The 17,653-nt window shown below is 28.0% G+C and carries 15 protein-coding genes; 7 read left to right on the top strand and 8 right to left on the bottom strand.

What is annotated here, in order from left to right; all coding sequences use genetic code 11:
• Positions 1-91 precede the first annotated feature (91 nt).
• The 5 genes from hspQ (at position 92) to FD727_RS00390 (ending at position 5,704) form a co-directional block, all read left to right on the top strand.
• Complete coding sequence (gene hspQ, locus FD727_RS00410; protein WP_159938203.1) at positions 92-409, top strand: heat shock protein HspQ; 318 nt, start codon at positions 92-94, stop codon at positions 407-409.
• Between the two features lie 775 nt (positions 410-1,184).
• Positions 1,185-2,267 carry a porin OmpA gene (ompA, locus tag FD727_RS00405; protein WP_159938202.1) on the top strand — a complete coding sequence of 361 codons (1,083 nt, stop codon included), beginning with the start codon at positions 1,185-1,187 and terminating at the stop codon, positions 2,265-2,267.
• Positions 2,268-2,384: 117 nt separating this feature from the next.
• Entirely contained in the window at positions 2,385-4,133 is a 1,749-nt protein-coding gene (locus FD727_RS00400) for a Lon protease family protein (RefSeq protein WP_159938201.1), read from the top strand.
• 62 nt (positions 4,134-4,195) lie between these two features.
• The gene (fabA, locus tag FD727_RS00395; protein ID WP_159938200.1) at positions 4,196-4,714 is read left to right on the top strand and encodes a bifunctional 3-hydroxydecanoyl-ACP dehydratase/trans-2-decenoyl-ACP isomerase; all 519 of its coding nucleotides are present in this window, start codon (positions 4,196-4,198) and stop codon (positions 4,712-4,714) included.
• Positions 4,715-5,431: 717 nt separating this feature from the next.
• Positions 5,432-5,704, top strand: a complete 273-nt coding sequence (locus FD727_RS00390) for a 2Fe-2S iron-sulfur cluster-binding protein (RefSeq protein ID WP_370515947.1) — start codon at positions 5,432-5,434, stop codon at positions 5,702-5,704.
• Between the two features lie 97 nt (positions 5,705-5,801).
• Here the strand turns inward: FD727_RS00390 and pyrD are convergent, their stop codons facing one another.
• A complete protein-coding gene (pyrD, locus tag FD727_RS00385) occupies positions 5,802-6,812 on the bottom strand; it encodes a quinone-dependent dihydroorotate dehydrogenase (protein ID WP_159938198.1) in 1,011 nt (336 codons plus the stop codon).
• Positions 6,813-7,708: 896 nt separating this feature from the next.
• Between pyrD and asnS the strand changes: the two genes are divergently transcribed.
• Together asnS and FD727_RS00375 are read left to right on the top strand one after the other, a co-directional pair.
• Complete coding sequence (gene asnS / locus FD727_RS00380) at positions 7,709-9,109, top strand: asparagine--tRNA ligase (protein ID WP_159938197.1); 1,401 nt, start codon at positions 7,709-7,711, stop codon at positions 9,107-9,109.
• Between the two features lie 143 nt (positions 9,110-9,252).
• Positions 9,253-10,443, top strand: a complete 1,191-nt coding sequence (locus FD727_RS00375; RefSeq protein WP_159938196.1) for an amino acid aminotransferase — start codon at positions 9,253-9,255, stop codon at positions 10,441-10,443.
• Between the two features lie 40 nt (positions 10,444-10,483).
• On the opposite strand, the gene FD727_RS00370 is transcribed toward FD727_RS00375, so the two are convergent.
• The 7 genes from FD727_RS00370 to rpsA form a co-directional block, all read right to left on the bottom strand.
• A complete protein-coding gene (locus tag FD727_RS00370; protein ID WP_159938195.1) occupies positions 10,484-11,119 on the bottom strand; it encodes an MBL fold metallo-hydrolase in 636 nt (211 codons plus the stop codon).
• 275 nt (positions 11,120-11,394) lie between these two features.
• Positions 11,395-12,165, bottom strand: coding sequence for a 3-deoxy-manno-octulosonate cytidylyltransferase (gene kdsB, locus FD727_RS00365; protein WP_159938194.1), 771 nt, complete (start codon positions 12,163-12,165; stop codon positions 11,395-11,397).
• Positions 12,162-12,344, bottom strand: coding sequence for a Trm112 family protein (locus FD727_RS00360; protein WP_159938193.1), 183 nt, complete (start codon positions 12,342-12,344; stop codon positions 12,162-12,164). The genes kdsB and FD727_RS00360 overlap by 4 nt, the downstream gene beginning before the upstream one ends.
• A 201-nt stretch (positions 12,345-12,545) precedes the next feature.
• Positions 12,546-13,529, bottom strand: coding sequence for a tetraacyldisaccharide 4'-kinase (gene lpxK / locus FD727_RS00355; protein WP_236393551.1), 984 nt, complete (start codon positions 13,527-13,529; stop codon positions 12,546-12,548).
• The gene (gene msbA / locus FD727_RS00350; protein ID WP_159938191.1) at positions 13,519-15,267 is read right to left on the bottom strand and encodes a lipid A ABC transporter ATP-binding protein/permease MsbA; all 1,749 of its coding nucleotides are present in this window, start codon (positions 15,265-15,267) and stop codon (positions 13,519-13,521) included. Before msbA ends, lpxK begins: the two co-directional genes overlap by 11 nt.
• Before the next feature lie 387 nt (positions 15,268-15,654).
• Positions 15,655-15,936, bottom strand: coding sequence for an integration host factor subunit beta (gene ihfB / locus FD727_RS00345; RefSeq protein ID WP_159938190.1), 282 nt, complete (start codon positions 15,934-15,936; stop codon positions 15,655-15,657).
• A gap of 35 nt (positions 15,937-15,971) precedes the next feature.
• On the bottom strand, positions 15,972-17,645 hold the full coding sequence (gene rpsA / locus FD727_RS00340; RefSeq protein WP_159938189.1) for a 30S ribosomal protein S1: 1,674 nt from the start codon (positions 17,643-17,645) through the stop codon (positions 15,972-15,974).
• Positions 17,646-17,653: the final 8 nt, after the last annotated feature.

Here is a 17,653-nt window from a genome sequence, read left to right as displayed (position 1 = left end):
TTATCTAAAAAGATTTTATCTATATTTTTCTAATTTTAAAATGCTGTCCTTATCACTATATTGCTTGCAGAGCAAGTCGTGGGAGAACATAATGATTGACACTAAATTTGGAATTGGACAGCAGGTCCGACATCGTCTTTCTGGAGTACTTGGTGTAATTGTGGATGTTGATCCAGAATACTCATTAGATGAACCTAAACTTGAAGAAGTTGATACAACTGAATCATTGCGCACTGTACCTTGGTATCATGTGATTATAGAAGATGCAGAAGGAGAACAGATTCATACTTATGTTGCTGAAATTCAATTAACCGTTGAGACTTTATTTGAACATCCGGAACAACCATCTATGGATGAATTAGCTGCTTTAATTCGTCGGCAACTAAAAATTCCTCGTATGCGTCATTAAACAATGATTAATTATTATTTAATATATGTAATTATTATATATTTATTTTTTAAAATATAAATTCAATATATACATGTATATTTATGTATTAAAGATTCTAATCAAGACCTTAAATAATATTAATATATGTAATAAATATTAAAGGTGGTGTTTTTTAAAAGAATATTGATAATGATACTAAGTAATATTTAATATTAAAATATTTTTTATTTAAAATGACGAATAGTGTTAAAAAATTAAAAATTATATGTGTGAAACAAATAAATAATTTAGTTAATTTTATTTGTTAAATAAATTTAACTTTATATATTTAAATTAATCATTGCTAAAACTAAAATAAAATATAAAATGTTTGTATATCATGATATATTTTATTTAAAATAAAATATATTGAATATAATAAATATATTATAAAGTTTATTTTTATTTGAGAATAAATAAACTTTATAATATAATATGTATCTAGTTATTTTAAACAACAAAAAAATAATCTTTAAATAAATTTATTGATTATTTTAAGTTAATTAGGAAATTGTATAATTTGATTAAGTTTAATTTAAATATTCAGAAATTACATATCTCAATTTTACTGATTAGCATCAAATCATACTTGTAACTTTCCAATCTCGTTATAGAATTTAATTTGCTAGGGTGTTCAATAATCTCTGTTTATTTCGGTAGTTTTATAACTGAGCATTTTAACCCAGCAAAACATTACAACCAAGAGCAGCAACATTTGCTCATTACCTGTGTTTGGATGATAATGAGGCGGAAAATGAATAAAACAGCTATCGCAATTGCAATATCACTAATTGGTTATACTAGTGTTGCTCAATCTATGCCTAAAGATCATATCTGGTACAGCGGTGCTAAATTAAGTTGGTCTCGATACCATGATACTCTTTATTATGGTAATAATTACGAAAACAATGATGGCCCTACTCTTAAATCACAATTAGGTGCCGGTGCATTTTTAGGTTATAAAACAAAACATCGATACTTAGACTTTGAGCTTGGATATGATTGGTTAGGTCGTATGGCTTATAAAGGAGATGATGTTAATGGGGCCTTCAAAGCACAAGGAGTTCAATTAACTACTAAATTGAATTATCCAATTAATAGCAAGTTAGGTGTTTATACTCGTCTAGGTGGTATGGTTTGGCGTGCTGATTCAACCCAAAGTAATTTAGATTACAATCGTATTACTAACCATGACACTGGTATTTCTCCATTAGCCGCTGTTGGCATTGAATATGCATTAAATAAGCATTGGTCAACTCGTTTAGATTATCAATGGGTTAGTGATATAGGTGATATAAATACCGTTGGTACACAGCCTGATAATGGTTCTTTAACTATTGGTATTTCTTATCATTTTAGTAATGATGAAGAAAAAAATCCAATTATTACACCAGCAAGTATACCTGTTGTAAAAAATTCTACAGCAATTGCAAGTGTTAAACCTAAGCATTTTAATTCAAGATCAGATATTTTATTTAAGTTTAATAACACTACCTTAAGCATGAAAGGAAAACAAACTTTAGAAAAAGTATATAATCAATTCAAAACAATGGATTCAAAAAACGTACATATCATGATTGTAGGGTTTTCTGATCGTATTGGATCAAAGATCTATAATCAAAAGTTATCTAAGAAACGTTCGCAATCTGTAGTTAATTATTTAATATCTAAAGGTGTACCTTATAAAAACATTTCTTCAAGTAGCCAGGGTAAAATTAATCCAGTAACTGGTCATATTTGCGATAATATTAAAAGTCGTAACGTTCTGATTAAGTGTTTAGCACCGGATCGGCGTGTTGAAATTAATATGCAAGGTGTTAAAAATGTAGTAACTTAAACTAATGTTTAAGTATGTGTATCTTAAAACCTCGCTTTAGCGAGGTTTTAAGTTCATTTTTAATTTTTAAAATACAACGTATAATTATATTTAATATAGCTAAATAATATTAATATCTTGACTAATAATCGTCTTACATGGCGGGCTCTTCAGCCCAATAGCAGCCTTTACGAATCTACTTTTTCAGATATCTCTTTTTTAGAGCATAAAGATAGTTTTGCTGCAGTTCAACCACGTTTATTTAATGCATTAGCACATTTACATCATCAAACACAAAGTTTTCCACTGTTATTGCTGCGAAGTCAACAAAATAATAATTATTTAAGTTGGATTGCAAAAGCGGCACAACATTTTCTCCCAAGAAAAAAAATTTTATTTGGCGGAGAATATCAAATAATTAGAAATAATGTTAAACTTTTACCACCTAGTGATATTACATGTCCATTTACAACTCAAGGTGGTGTATATTACGCTAATTGGATTGAATCTAAACAATTTCTTGGTTGTATACGTAAATATAAAGACTGTATACAGCCAGAAGCTGGTTTAATTCATCAAGCTAATGGAGGAACTCTCATCTTATCAATAGATACACTATTAGCACAACCTTCTCTTTGGTTACGTTTACGTACATACCTTGAACAAGGTTACTTTAATTGGTATGCAGAAGATGAGTATCGACCATTTCCTATATTTATACCACCCTTACCTTTACAGTTACGTTTAGTACTATGTGGTGATCATAATGCTCTTGCTAATTTTCGAGAGTTGGATCCAGAAATATATAAAATAGCACTATATAGTGAATTCGAAGAAACTTTACAAATATTAGGTAAAAATGAGATGAAAGCCTGGTGTCAATGGACACTATCTCAAATAAAGATTTTAGGTGTTTCTAAACCAACATTAGATTTTTGGCCTGCATTTATTAACGAAGCAGTACGGATGACCGGTGATCAAAAATTATTACCACTTTGTCCTCGCTGGTTATCTCATCAATTACAAGAAACTGCTTTACATGGTATATTAAATTCTCAATCTTTGCAGGAATCACTAGAAACACGTATATGGCGTGAAAACTTTATTAGCGATCGTATATATAATGATATACTTTCTAATCAAATTATGATAGATACTAAAGGTAGTATAGTAGGTCAGATTAATAGTTTATCTGTAGTAGAAATACCAGGTCATCCTCGACCTTGGGGAGAGCCATGTCGTATCACCTGTGTAGTACATCCTGGTGATGGAGAGTGTGTTGATATTGAACGTAAATCTGAATTGGGAGGGGATATACATACAAAAGGCTTATTAATTATGCAATCTTACCTTATTTCAAAACTAAAATTAGGAGAACAACTACCTTTCTCTGCTTCCTTGGTTTTTGAACAATCTTATTCAGAAGTGAATGGAGATAGTGCTTCATTGGCTGAGCTCTGTGTATTAATTAGTGCTTTATCAAATCGACCATTAACACAACAAATTGCAGTAACTGGTTCAGTAGATCAATTTGGGAATGTACAATCTGTAGGTAGTCTCAATGAAAAAATAGAAAGTTTTTTCTATATATGTAACACAAGAGGACTTACTGGTAAACAAGGTGTTATTTTACCATCTAATAATGTATGTCATCTTAGTTTAAATCAAGCTGTGGTAAATGCCGTAAAACAAGAAAAATTTCATATTTGGGCAATTAAAAATGTAGATGAAGCACTATTATTACTTAGTGGTATAGTTTGGCAGAGTCAACAGGATGAATCGTTATTACATATTATTCTTGAACGTATTACTCAAATGAATAAAAATAGTAAAAATCAAAGTTTATGGTCCTTAAATTGTTTTAATTGGTTTAAGCGTCATGTATAACACTTTACTATATATATTTTTGATAATATTTACTTTTATTAATAAAAAGGTATATAAATAATATGCTAGATAGACGTGAATCTTATACTAAAGAGGATCTCATTGCTTCAAGCCATAGTAAATTATTTGGTAAAAATGGTCCTCCTCTTCCATCTGGAAATATGTTAATGATAGATCGCATAATTAAAATGACTCAAAACGGAGGGAAATTTGGAAAGGGATTTATAGAAGCTGAATTAGATATTAGACCTGATCTTTGGTTTTTTGATTGTCATTTTATTGGTGATCCAGTTATGCCAGGTTGTCTTGGTTTAGATGCAATGTGGCAATTAGTAGGATTTTATCTTGGTTGGTTAGGTTCAAAAGGTAAAGGTCGTGCTTTAGGTGTAAATGAAGTAAAATTTATTGGTCAAGTTTTACCAACTATGAAAAAAGTAACGTATAAAATACATTTTAAACGTGTAATTAAACGTAAGTTAGTTATGGGTATAGCAGACGGTGAAGTTTTTGCTGATGGTAATCCAATTTATACTTCTATTGATCTGAAAGTAGGTTTATTTAAAATAGATTATTCTATTTAATACCTTAAGAGATAAATTGCTATAAAAATTTATTTATGTAAATAGTTTTTTAATTGATTTTTATGTTAATAAAAATCAATTACATTTATATAAATAATTTAATCCAATTTTTAATGATCAATTAATTGATATAGTTAATAACTATTAACCTTAAATTATTTATTATACTATAAATATATAGTGATTTATAGTTAAGTTGGTTTTTTAAGTTTAAAAATATTTATTTATGTTTTTAAATAGAATGAGCAAAATTAAAATAATTCTATTATAAATAATTTAATTATTTATAATTATCATATAAATTTATATCCGATGAATATTTAAGTATGTTTAAAAGTAATATAATTATTTTAAGATGATTTATAATCATTTCATTTGTAAAAGTTGATTATTATAAATAATTGTATATTTTACATATATACTAAATATATAATTTTTATAATTTATATAACGTATGTATTATAATAATATTTTTAATAATTTATTTTTTATAAAAATTATAAATTGTATAAAAATATGCTTATTTATAATAATTAGATTATTATATTAATAATTAGTGATTATATTAAGAATACAACCTAACATAGTATATATACTATAATTGATCGCTATTACATATTACACTATTAAAATAATTAATCATAAAACATATGTGTTTAAATAAAACTACTATTTTGTAGTAGACATTATGACTACTCTTTATTTATGAATGACAAAATGTTTGTACCATATGATAATTATCATATGGTGGTTATTACTTATCTAGATAAAAAATTTTTTGGTAATAATCAGCAAATTTTACTTGAACAATTAGAGATACAAGGATTTAATATTCCTTATTCTTGTAGAGCTGGTATTTGTGGAATATGTAAGCTTGCTCTTATTGCAGGAAGAGTAAGAAAATTGACTGAACATTTAATATATAGAGATAATATAATACTTTGTTGTAGTTGTATTCCTGAGAGCGATATTAATTTAATTGAATTTTAAATTATATTATTTAAAATAAATTAAGAATTGTTGATATTGTTTTTTAAAACTATTTAATATTATTAATTAATATTTATAATGTAAAGATTCTTTATATTTAAAGAAAAGATACAATTTTTTTAATTAAAGATGGACCGTGATAAATTAAACCAGAATATATTTGAATTAATGTAGCTCCTGCATCAATTTTTTCACGTGCAGATACTAATGAATCTATACCTCCTACACCGATAATAGGTAATTTTCCTTTTAGTTCTTGAGATAAAAGATGAATAATTTTAGTACTTTTGGACTGTATGGGTCTCCCACTCAATCCTCCTTGTTGTTTAGCATATCTTAATCCTGTTACAAATTTACGATCTAAAGTGCTATTGGTAGCAATTACACCATCTATATGGTAACATACTAAACTATCTGCCAATTTAATTAATTCTTCTTCGCTAAGATCTGGTGCGATCTTTATTACTATTGGAACATATTTAATATATTTTTTCTGAAGTTCCTTTTGTTTTAATTTTATAGATGCAAGTAAATTATCTAAATTTTGACCACATTGTAGCATACGTAAATTTAATGTATTAGGTGAAGAAATATTAATTGCAATATATCCTGCATGCATATATACTTTTTCCATACAAGTTATATAATCTTCTTTCATTTTTTCTAAAGGTGTATTTTTATTTATACCGATATTAATTCCTAAAATACCTTTAAATTTTGATTTACTAATATTTTCTACTAAATAATCTACTCCTTGGTTATTAAATCCCATACTATTTATAATACCTTCTGCTTCTACTAAACGAAATACACGAGGCTTTACATTGCCCAATTGAGGTAATGGAGTTACAGTTCCAACTTCAATAAAACCAAATCCCATAATGCTAAAAATATCAATACATTCACCATTTTTATCTAAGCCAGCAGCAAGACCTAATGCATTAGGAAAATGCAATCCCATGCATTTAATCGGTCGAATAGGTAATGATTGATGAATTAATCTTTCTAGTAATGTACCTTTAATAAAACGTAATTGTTGAAGAATAAATCTATGTGCATGTTCTGGCTCAAGTCTAAATAAAATTGAACGAATTATTGTGTATAACATATCTATTCCTAAGTAGATAAATGATTCAAAATCATATATTATAGAAATTTAAATATAAAAGATGGAAAAATTAATTTTTAGCTATATATAGATATTTTGAAAATATTACATATTAATGTTATGTTATTTAATACTTATAAAGTTTATTATAGTTTATTAATGCAAAATTCATTTATACTGGAATGAATAATGATTATCTTATTTAAGAAGATAAGATATTTATAAAATTTTTAATATTACCATTACTGAATTATATATATATATGTGTGCGTTAACTGCTATGTGTTATTATATTGAGACTTATAATAATTTATGGTATTCATTAACAATTTTATAAAAGTTATGATAGTTTATAATATTAGGTAAAATAAAATTTATATTTATTCTATTATAAAAGAAAATTTAATTAAATTAATATGTAAAGCAATAAATTAAATGATTAAATAGCTTAGTAAGCTAACATGAATACAATATAAAAGATTATATTAAATATATTAAGATGAATAGATTTCTAAATTTTAATTCAAAATTTTTCTTTAACAAATATATGGAATATATCTTTAAACATATAGAATATTAATTATTCTATATTCTAATTTATAATGAATTAATTTTAGATTAAATAATAATAACTAATCTTATAATATAGTTAATCAATTATTTTTTTGTTTATAATGAACAAATTATATAATTAATATTGATACAATTTTTATTACTTATTAGCTAATATAAACATATTTAATTACATTGATAATACATATTAGATAATTAATTAATAGATAAATTTTTTAAAAACTAATTAAAATTAAATTTCAAGATCATATATTTATATTATATATTTTATTATCTATAACATTATAAAAATTATGATTATTTATTAATATAGAGAGATATTTATGAGAATCGTATCTATATCAGATATTATGTCTGGACATATATCTATTAATAGTAAAGTTACTATATGTGGATGGGTACGTAATAGAAGAGATTCTAAAACTGGAGTTTCGTTCATTAGTATTTATGATGGTTCATGTTTGAAGACTATTCAAGCTATAGCTAATAATGATCTAAATAATTATCAAGATGAAATATTAAAATTGACTACTGGTTGTTCAGTAAAGGTCACTGGGGTGATAGTAAACTCATTAGGTAAAGGTCAAACGATTGAATTACAAGCTAATATATTTAAAATAATTGGATGGATAGATGATCCTGAGACATATCCAATATCTGCAAAAAAACATAGTCTTGAATATCTACGTAAAGTAGCACATTTACGTCCACGAACTAATTTAATTAGTGCTATTTCTCGTATACGTCATACTTTAGCGCAAGCATTGCATCGATTTTTTCATGAAAATGGTTATTTTTGGGTACCTACTCCCCTAATTACCTTACTTGATACTGAAGGAACAGGTGAAATGTTTCGTGTTTCAACATTAAATATTAAGGAATTAGCACTTAGTTCACAAAATAATATTAACTTTAAACAAGATTTTTTTGGTAAAGAAGCTTTTTTATCAGTATCTGGACAGCTCAATGCTGAGACATACGCATGTGCATTGTCTAAAATATATACTTTTGGACCTACTTTTCGAGCAGAAAATTCTAATACTAGTCGACATTTAGCTGAATTCTGGATGGTAGAACCAGAAATAGCTTTTGCAACACTGGATGATGTAATCGTCTTAGCAGAAAATATGCTAAAATATGTATTTAAAGCAGCATTAGTAGAACGTATTGAGGATATGAGATTTTTTGCAGAAAATGTAAATAAAAATGTTGTTTCGCGTTTAGAAAAATTTATTGAAACTGATTTCATTCAGATAGAATATACAGACGCTATTAATATACTTTCAAAAAGTGGCCAGGAATTTAAATATCCTATTTCATGGGGCATGAATTTATCTTCTGAATATGAACGTTATTTGGCAGAAAAATATTTTAAAAGACCAGTAATCGTAAAAAATTATCCTAAAAATCTTAAAGCATTTTATATGCGATTAAATCAAGATGGTCAAACAGTAGCTGCAATGGATATTTTAATGCCAGGTATAGGTGAAATTATTGGAGGTTCACAACGTGAAGAACGTTTAGAAATATTAGATGCAAGATTAGTAACAATGGGATTAAATAAAGAAGATTATTGGTGGTATCGTGATTTACGTAGATATGGAACAGTTCCTCATTCAGGTTTTGGTTTAGGTTTTGAACGATTAATTGCTTATGTAAGCGGTGTACATAACGTACGGGATGTTATTCCTTTTCCAAGAACACCGAATAATGCAACTTTTTAATATGAATTAATATAAATTAATGTTTATTTAATAAACATATATAAAATATATTTATATATGTTTATTAAACTTAATTATGTTTACACATAAAAAGACTTATAAATATCTAGATGTATTAAATTTTATCTAAATGGACTTCAATTATGTTTGAATCTATTCCTGCTGCTTTGCCTGATCCTATTCTTAGTTTAGCTAATCTATTTTATGATGATAATCGAAGTACTAAAATTAATTTAGGAGTTGGAGTATATCAAGATGAAAGTAGTAGAACACCAATTCTTAATTGCGTAAGAGAAGCTGAAATAAATATTTTTAAAAAAGAAATCACTAAAAATTATCTTAACATCGATGGTTCCTTTGATTTCGCATATTATACTCAACAACTACTGTTTGGTAAAAACAGTTTATTTATATCTAGAAATCGTGTTTATACAGCACAAGTACCAGGTGGTACGGGAGCTCTACGTATAGCTGCAGATTTCATAGTTAATCAAACAAATGCAAAACGTGTTTGGATTAGTAATCCAAGTTGGCCGAACCATAAAAATATATTTAATGCAGTTGGATTAAAAGTATCCGAATATTTTTATTATAATCCAGATAATCATAGTTTTGATATTGATAGAATGATTAAATCTCTAAAAAACGCAGAAGCTGGTAATGTCATTCTATTTCATGGATGCTGTCATAACCCAACTGGGATTGATCCAACTATTGATCAATGGTATCAATTAGCACAATTATCACAAAAACGAGGTTGGTTACCTTTATTTGATTTTGCTTATCAAGGATTTGCTCATGGCATTGAAGAAGATGCAGAAGGATTACGTATTTTTACAAATTACCATCAAGAATTAATTATTGCTGGTTCTTATTCAAAAAATTTTGGTTTATATAATGAACGTGTAGGTGCATTAACATTAATTGCATCTAGTACTAATATACTTAAAAAAATATCTAGCCAAATAAAATATAGTATTCGTGCTAACTATTCTAATCCACCATCACATGGAGCTGCTATAGTAATAACTATTTTAAGTAGTAAATCATTACGTAATATGTGGGAAGAAGAATTAACTCACATGCGTAAACGTATTAAGTTTATGCGTCAATTATTCGTTAGTACATTAGAACAAAAAGGATGTACAGAAAAATTTGATTTTATTATTAAACAAAATGGTATGTTTTCTTTAAGTGGATTGACTGAAGATCAAGTAATTCTTTTACGTGAAAAGTTTGGTATATACATACTAAATTCTGGTAGAATGAATATAGCTGGTATAACTAAGGAAAATATATCTATGTTATGTGAAGCAGTCATTTCTATAATTTAATTATATATAGTTTTTAAAAATAATATTTTATAGGAATTTATTATTTTAAAAATAAATTATTTTTACGTTCATCTCCTAACGTTGATATCAATCCATGACCAGGTAAAAAAGTTACGTCATCCCCTAAAGGTATTAGTTTATTTTTTATACTATCAATTAATTTATTATAGTTTCCAGATGGAAAATCAGTACGTCCGATGCTTCCGTTGAAAATTACATCACCAGAAATTAATAAACGTCCTATACTATCAAAAAATACAATATGTCCTGGTGTATGTCCTGGACAGTGTAATACCTTCAGTATTATGTCTCTTCCTACATATATTTTCATTCCTTCTGATAACCATTGATTTGATAATATTGGCATACATTCTGGTAAACCAAACGCTTTACTTTGTATTGACAGATTATTTAACCAAAAAGCATCAAGCAAATGAGGGCCAAGAATTGGAATATGATAATAAGAGGATAGTTCATATACGGCACCCACATGATCAAGATGTCCATGAGTAAGCAGAATTTGTGATGGAATTAATTTGCGTTTTATTAAAATATCAATTATTTTTTCTGCATCTCCACCTGGATCAACTAGAGCAGCTTGTTCTTTATTATTGTTATCCCAAATAACGTAACAATTTTGTGAGAAACTAGTAACTGGAATGATGCAATAATTCATATTAACCTTTATTTTAAATAAATCTTGAAATATATTTAAAATACTAGCTATAGTATAAATATATCTAAATATTATGTAGATATTTAATTACTTATCGGAAAATTTAAAATTTGGATGTTAACTAATAATTATATAATAATTATTAGTTAAGTATAATACTTAAAGTGTTTCATTTATAAAATAAATTTATTTAAATTATCTCTTATTTATTGTTTCATATAAATAAAAGGTAATTATTGATTTATAAATATTTATTTTTTAATAAATATTAAGTATTAAAAGTTATTTTGTTGCATTTCTATACGAACACGTTCGAGATCTTCTATTGTATCTACACTTAAACTTGGTAATTTCTGTACTATATCAACATGAATTCTCTCATTATACCATAAAACTCGTAACTGTTCTAATAATTCAATTTGTTCTAACGGACAAGGTTTCCAAATTATATAACGTCGAAGAAAACCAGCACGATAAGCGTAAATACCAATATGACGAAGTAAAATATTTTTAATAAATTTATTATTATATGATTTTATATAGTATTCTTCTGTACTACACCATGGAATAGTTGCACGTGAAAAATAAAGCGCATATCCCTTGCTATTTATTACTACTTTTACCACATTAGGATTCAATGCTTCTTTAGCATTTTTAATAGCTACTGCTAGTGTAGTCATGTTAACATTCATTCGTTCTAAATTATTTGCTACTTGTTGCACTATATTTATTGGAATCATTGGTTCGTCTACTTGTAAATTTACAATGATAGTTTCATCAGAAAATTGATATTTGTTAATAACTTCAGCTATACGTTCAGTTCCAGACTGATGATGAATGCTTGTCATACATACTTCTCCACCAGCCGCATTAATAATCCTTGCTACATTAACATGATCAGTCGCAACAATAACACGATTGGCTCCCGATTTAAATGCACAATGCATAACATGTAAAACCATCGGTTTACCATTAATATCTACTAATGGTTTATTAGACAAACGTGTTGAGGAAAAACGAGCTGGTATAATAACAATAAAATTCATGGATGTATCTCTTCAATAGATAAGTTGCGTGCTTCAAGTTCTAATAAAATTGGAATACCGTTACGTACTGGAAACGCCAAGCCATCAGGTTTACAAATAAGTTCTTGTTTTATTGTATTAAAATATAATTTTCCATTGCAAAGTGGACAAGCAACAATCTCAAGTAAACGGTGATCCACTATCTTCTCCATTATCTTAATTTTATATATATATATATATATATAGTAAAGGTTATTTTAATATTAGAAATATTATTTAAAGAAATACATATATATGCTTAAATAATTTAACACATAATTTAAAATATTTGTAATATCATATTAATTATTTATAATAAGAACATTTGTTGTTATTTAACTCTGATAATTAAATAACAAGATTCATACGCATAATTTTGAAATATTATCCAATAAATCAGTTGCCTTGTTTCCATCATATATACATGCATATACAGGTAAATACCACCAATGAGGATAAGCAAAAGATCGGCATTTCACTGCATCTTTTTCTGTCATTAATAAAGATTCATTGTTTTGTGTAAGATTATATAATTCTGTTGAATCATAATTATAATGATCTTCAAAAGAAATTTCTACTTTTGGAGTAATGCCATGATTTTTAATCATATTAAAAAAACGTTGTGGATTTCCAATACCTGCTATAGCGATAATAGTGGATAATTGTTTTATAGGAACTGTTTGTCCTGTTAATAAATTTACTGCTAATCCAAATTGCAATGTCATACCAATCTCAGAATTTTGTCTTTTACCACCATTAATAATTACTGCATCTACTTCATTTAATCGTGAAATTCTTTCACGCATAGGGCCAGAAGGTAATAACCAACCATTTCCAAATCTACGTATTCCATCAATTACAATAATTTCAAAATCACGTTGTAATGCATAATGTTGTAAACCATCATCCATAATGATTAAATCAAGATCATATACATCCAGTAAGGCTTCTATTGCCAAACGCCTATTAGGCGCTACAGCTAATGCAACTTGTGTACGTTGTACAATTAAAATTGCTTCATCTCCAGCTTGATTAACAGGTGTTTCGTTTGTGACTAATACTGGATAATAGTTAGATTTTCCCTTATAGCCGCGTGATACCACTCCAACATTTAATCCTCGTGCTTTAAGTTGTTGGACGAGCCAAATAACCATTGGCGTTTTTCCACTCCCTCCTACTGTAATATTTCCTACTATAACTATTGGGCAAGGTGCTTGCCATTTTTTAAACCATCCACAATTAAAACTTAATCGAATTATCCATATGGTAAACTCGTATATCAAACTAAAAGGCCATAACAATAACCATAAAGGTAAATTTTTATTCCAAATGTACTTACTGACCAAATTGTAGCTTATGAAGTTGTGCATAAATTCCTCTTTTAAACAACAATAAATCATGAGTGCCTCTCTCAACAATACAACCATTTTCTACCACTATAATTTCATCAGCTTTTTCAATAGTTGATAAGCGATGAGCAATAATTATAGATGTACGATTTTTTTGTAATTTATATAATGCTGATTGAATGGCACGTTCTGATTCAGTATCTAAAGCAGATGTCGCTTCATCAAGAATTAGGATCGGACAATTACGCAATAATGCTCGTGCAATAGCAATACGCTGACGTTGACCACCTGAGAGGAGTACTCCATTTTCACCAATAATAGTATCTAAACCATTATCCATATTTTTAATAAAATCCATAAGATTTGCTATGGTTGCAACTTTCTCAATATTTTCTCGTGTATATTGATGATTTTGAGCATACGCTATATTATTAGCAATAGTATCATTAAATAGATGTACGTTTTGCGAAACTAATGCAATTTGATTACGTAATGAACGTAACGTATATTCACGTAAATCATAACCATCTAGCAAAATACAGCCTTGAGTAACATCGTAAAAACGTGTTATTAAACTTGCAATAGTAGATTTGCCACATCCAGAGCGACCTACTAATGCTATAGTTTTACCTGCTGATAATTGAAAATTAATATTTTGTAATGCTGGAATATATAATCCTGGATACATAAAAGTAACGTTACGAAATTCAATATTGCCTTTTGCACGATCCATGACGCGTACACCATTATCAATCTCTTGTTTACTATCTAATATAGTAAATAATATTTGACATGCGGACATACCGCGTTGAAATTGTGTATTAACGCTAGTTAAAGATTTTAATGGACGCATTAAAGCAATCATTGATGAAAATACTACAGTAATAGTACCTGCACTTAAAGTTTCAATTACTTTTGGAAAACTAGCTGCATACAGTATAAGAGCTAATGATATTGAAGCAATTAACTGAATAATTGTATCTGAAATTGATGATGCAGAAATTAACTTCATACTCTGTTGGCGTATTTTATTACTAATTTCTTTAAATCTCTTTACTTCTAAATCTTGCCCACCAAAAATTAATATTTCTTTATGACCTTTTAGCATTTGTTCAGTACTAGTGGTAATTTGTCCCATAGTGTTTTGCATACTATTACTAATAATACGAAAACGTTTAGAAACAGTAAAAATTGAAAAAGTAACAATAGGAGCTAAAAATATTAAAATAATTGATAGTTGCCAGCTATAATAGAACATCATCAAAAATAATCCAACAATAGAAGCACCTTCTCTTACCACTGTAACTAATGCGCTAGAAGATAAAGAGGCAACTTGTTCCGCATCGTAAGTAATACGTGATAACAATGTACCCGTTGATTGTTGATCAAAAAAAGAAACTGGCATACCCATTATATGAAGGAATAAACGACGACGCATATTCATTACAACATTACCTGATACCCAAGAAATACAATAACTAGATATATAGCTAGTTATACCACGCACTAACATTAAAGTAATAATAGCTATCGGCATCCATAATAAGACAGATTTATCAGTTTTGCCAAAACCATCGTCTAGTAAAGGTTGTAATAAAGAAAGCATTAAAGCATCAACTGCTGCATTGATTAATAGTGCAATAATAGATATAAATAAACCTATCTTGTGCAGTGTAATCATCGGCCATAATCGTTGAAATGTCATCCATGTTGAAATATCTTTATTTTGAAACATTATATAAATATACGCTATTTTAGCTAATTGCTTATTATATTTAATATCATTCGCAAAAATTTAATTTTTAATACCAATATAAATTGGTATGGTTAAGTCTAATTTAACCAAAATGTATTTAAAGTGCAATAATATAGTACTTATAGTAACTATTATAATTCCTAATTAACATACATGAATGATTTTGCTCAAAATACAATTAATTTATTTAAATATAAAATCTACATATATACTTTTTTCAAAAATTGAACTTATAATATTATTTATGTTATGATAAACCTGATAATTAGATAAGAATAAATTTTTAATGATTTGATTAAATTGAAATATAAAAACGACACTAAATTAAAATACGTAGTGCCGTTTTTATTTTTTATAAATGGAGCATTAATAAATATTAGCACGATCGCGTAATTCTTTTCCCGGTTTAAAATGAGGGACAAATTTTCCTTCTAGTTCTACTTTATCACCAGTTTTTGGGTTACGACCAGTACGTGGTGCACGGTAATGTAAAGAAAAGCTACCAAATCCACGAATTTCAATACGTTCTCCTTGAGCTAATGTTGTAACCATATATTCCAGCATTTCTTTAACTGCATCTTCAACAATTTTTGCCGAAATATGAGGATGTTTACTAGACAGCCTTTCAATTAGTTCTGATTTGGTCATGTAATCACACTCCAATTAGCTTTTAGTACTGAGATTTATTCACCTTTAGCTGCCTTGAATGCTTCTACCATAGCATTTGAAAATATGCTATCTTCTTCTTTATCGCTAATAGCATTAATTATTTCCTTTTCATCAAGTTGTTCTCTAACATTTACAGATAAAATTACTATACGGTTCTTACGATCAACTCCTGTGAACTTAGCTTCGATATTATCACCAACATTGGGAAATAAACTAACATCTTCAATGTTACCTATTGATGTTTCAGAAAAACGAATATAACCATCAATATTATCATTCAATTGTACGGTAATACCTTTGCTATCTACTGCAGTAACTACACCATTAACAATATTACCTTTTTTATTTACAGTAATATAATTGTTAAATGGATCATCAACTAATTGCTTAATACCTAAAGAGATACGTTCGCGCTCTGCATCAACTTGCAATACAACTGCAGCAATTTCATCTCCTTTTTTGTATTCGCGAACAGCTTCTTCACCAATCGTATTCCAAGATATATCTGATAGATGAACGAGACCATCTATTCCACCATCCAAACCAATGAAAATGCCAAAATCAGTAATGGATTTAATCTTACCTTCAACTCGATCCCCTTTATTATAAAGTTCTGCAAATTTCTGCCATGGATTAGATTTACATTGTTTTAATCCTAAGGAAATACGCCGTCTTTCTTCATCAATATCTAAAACCATAATTTCAACTACATCACCAATACTTACTACTTTAGAAGGATGAATGTTTTTATTAGTCCAATCCATTTCAGAAACATGAACTAAACCCTCTACACCTTCTTCAATTTCTACAAAACAGCCATAATCAGTTAAATTGGTCACACGACCATTTAATTTTGTAGATTCTGGATATCGTTTAGCAATAGCTATCCATGGATCTTCACCTAGTTGCTTTAATCCTAAAGATACACGAGTCCGTTCGCGATCAAATTTTAATATTTTAATTTTTATTTCATCACCTACACTAACAACTTCACTAGGATGTTTAACACGTTTCCATGCCATATCGGTAATATGCAATAGACCATCAACGCCGCCTAAATCCACAAATGCTCCGTAGTCAGTAAGATTTTTAACGACACCTTTAGCTTCCATTCCTTCTTGTAAATTTTCTAATAATTGATCACGTTCAGCACTATTTTCGGATTCAATTACTGCTCGACGGGATACTACAACATTATTACGTTTTTGATCTAATTTGATTACTTTAAATTCAAGATGCTTCCCTTCTAGATATAAAGTATCACGAACTGGACGTACATCAACTAATGATCCTGGAAGAAAAGCACGTATACCGTTAATTTCTACAGTAAAACCACCTTTAACTTTGCCGTTAATTATTCCAGTAACGCTTTCAATACCTTCATAAGCTTTTTCTAAAGAAATCCAAGCTTCATAACGTTTAGCTTTTTCACGAGATAGCAGAGTTTCTCCAAAACCATCTTCTACTGCATCCAGTGCAACATCAACTTCATCTCCTACCTGGATTTCTAATTCACCAATTATATTTTTAAATTGCTCTACAGGAATTGATGATTCAGATTTTAGGCCTGCATCTACTAAGACAATATCTTTGTCTATATCAATAATAACACCACGAACTATAGAACCAGGGCGAGTTTCAATCTTTTTTAAAGATTCTTCAAAAAGTTGAGCAAAAGATTCAGTCATATTAATTT

Source organism: Pantoea sp. Mhis, from assembly GCF_009830015.1.
Note: the sequence above shows the minus strand (reverse complement) of the source record. Positions and strands in the feature narration are given on the sequence as shown.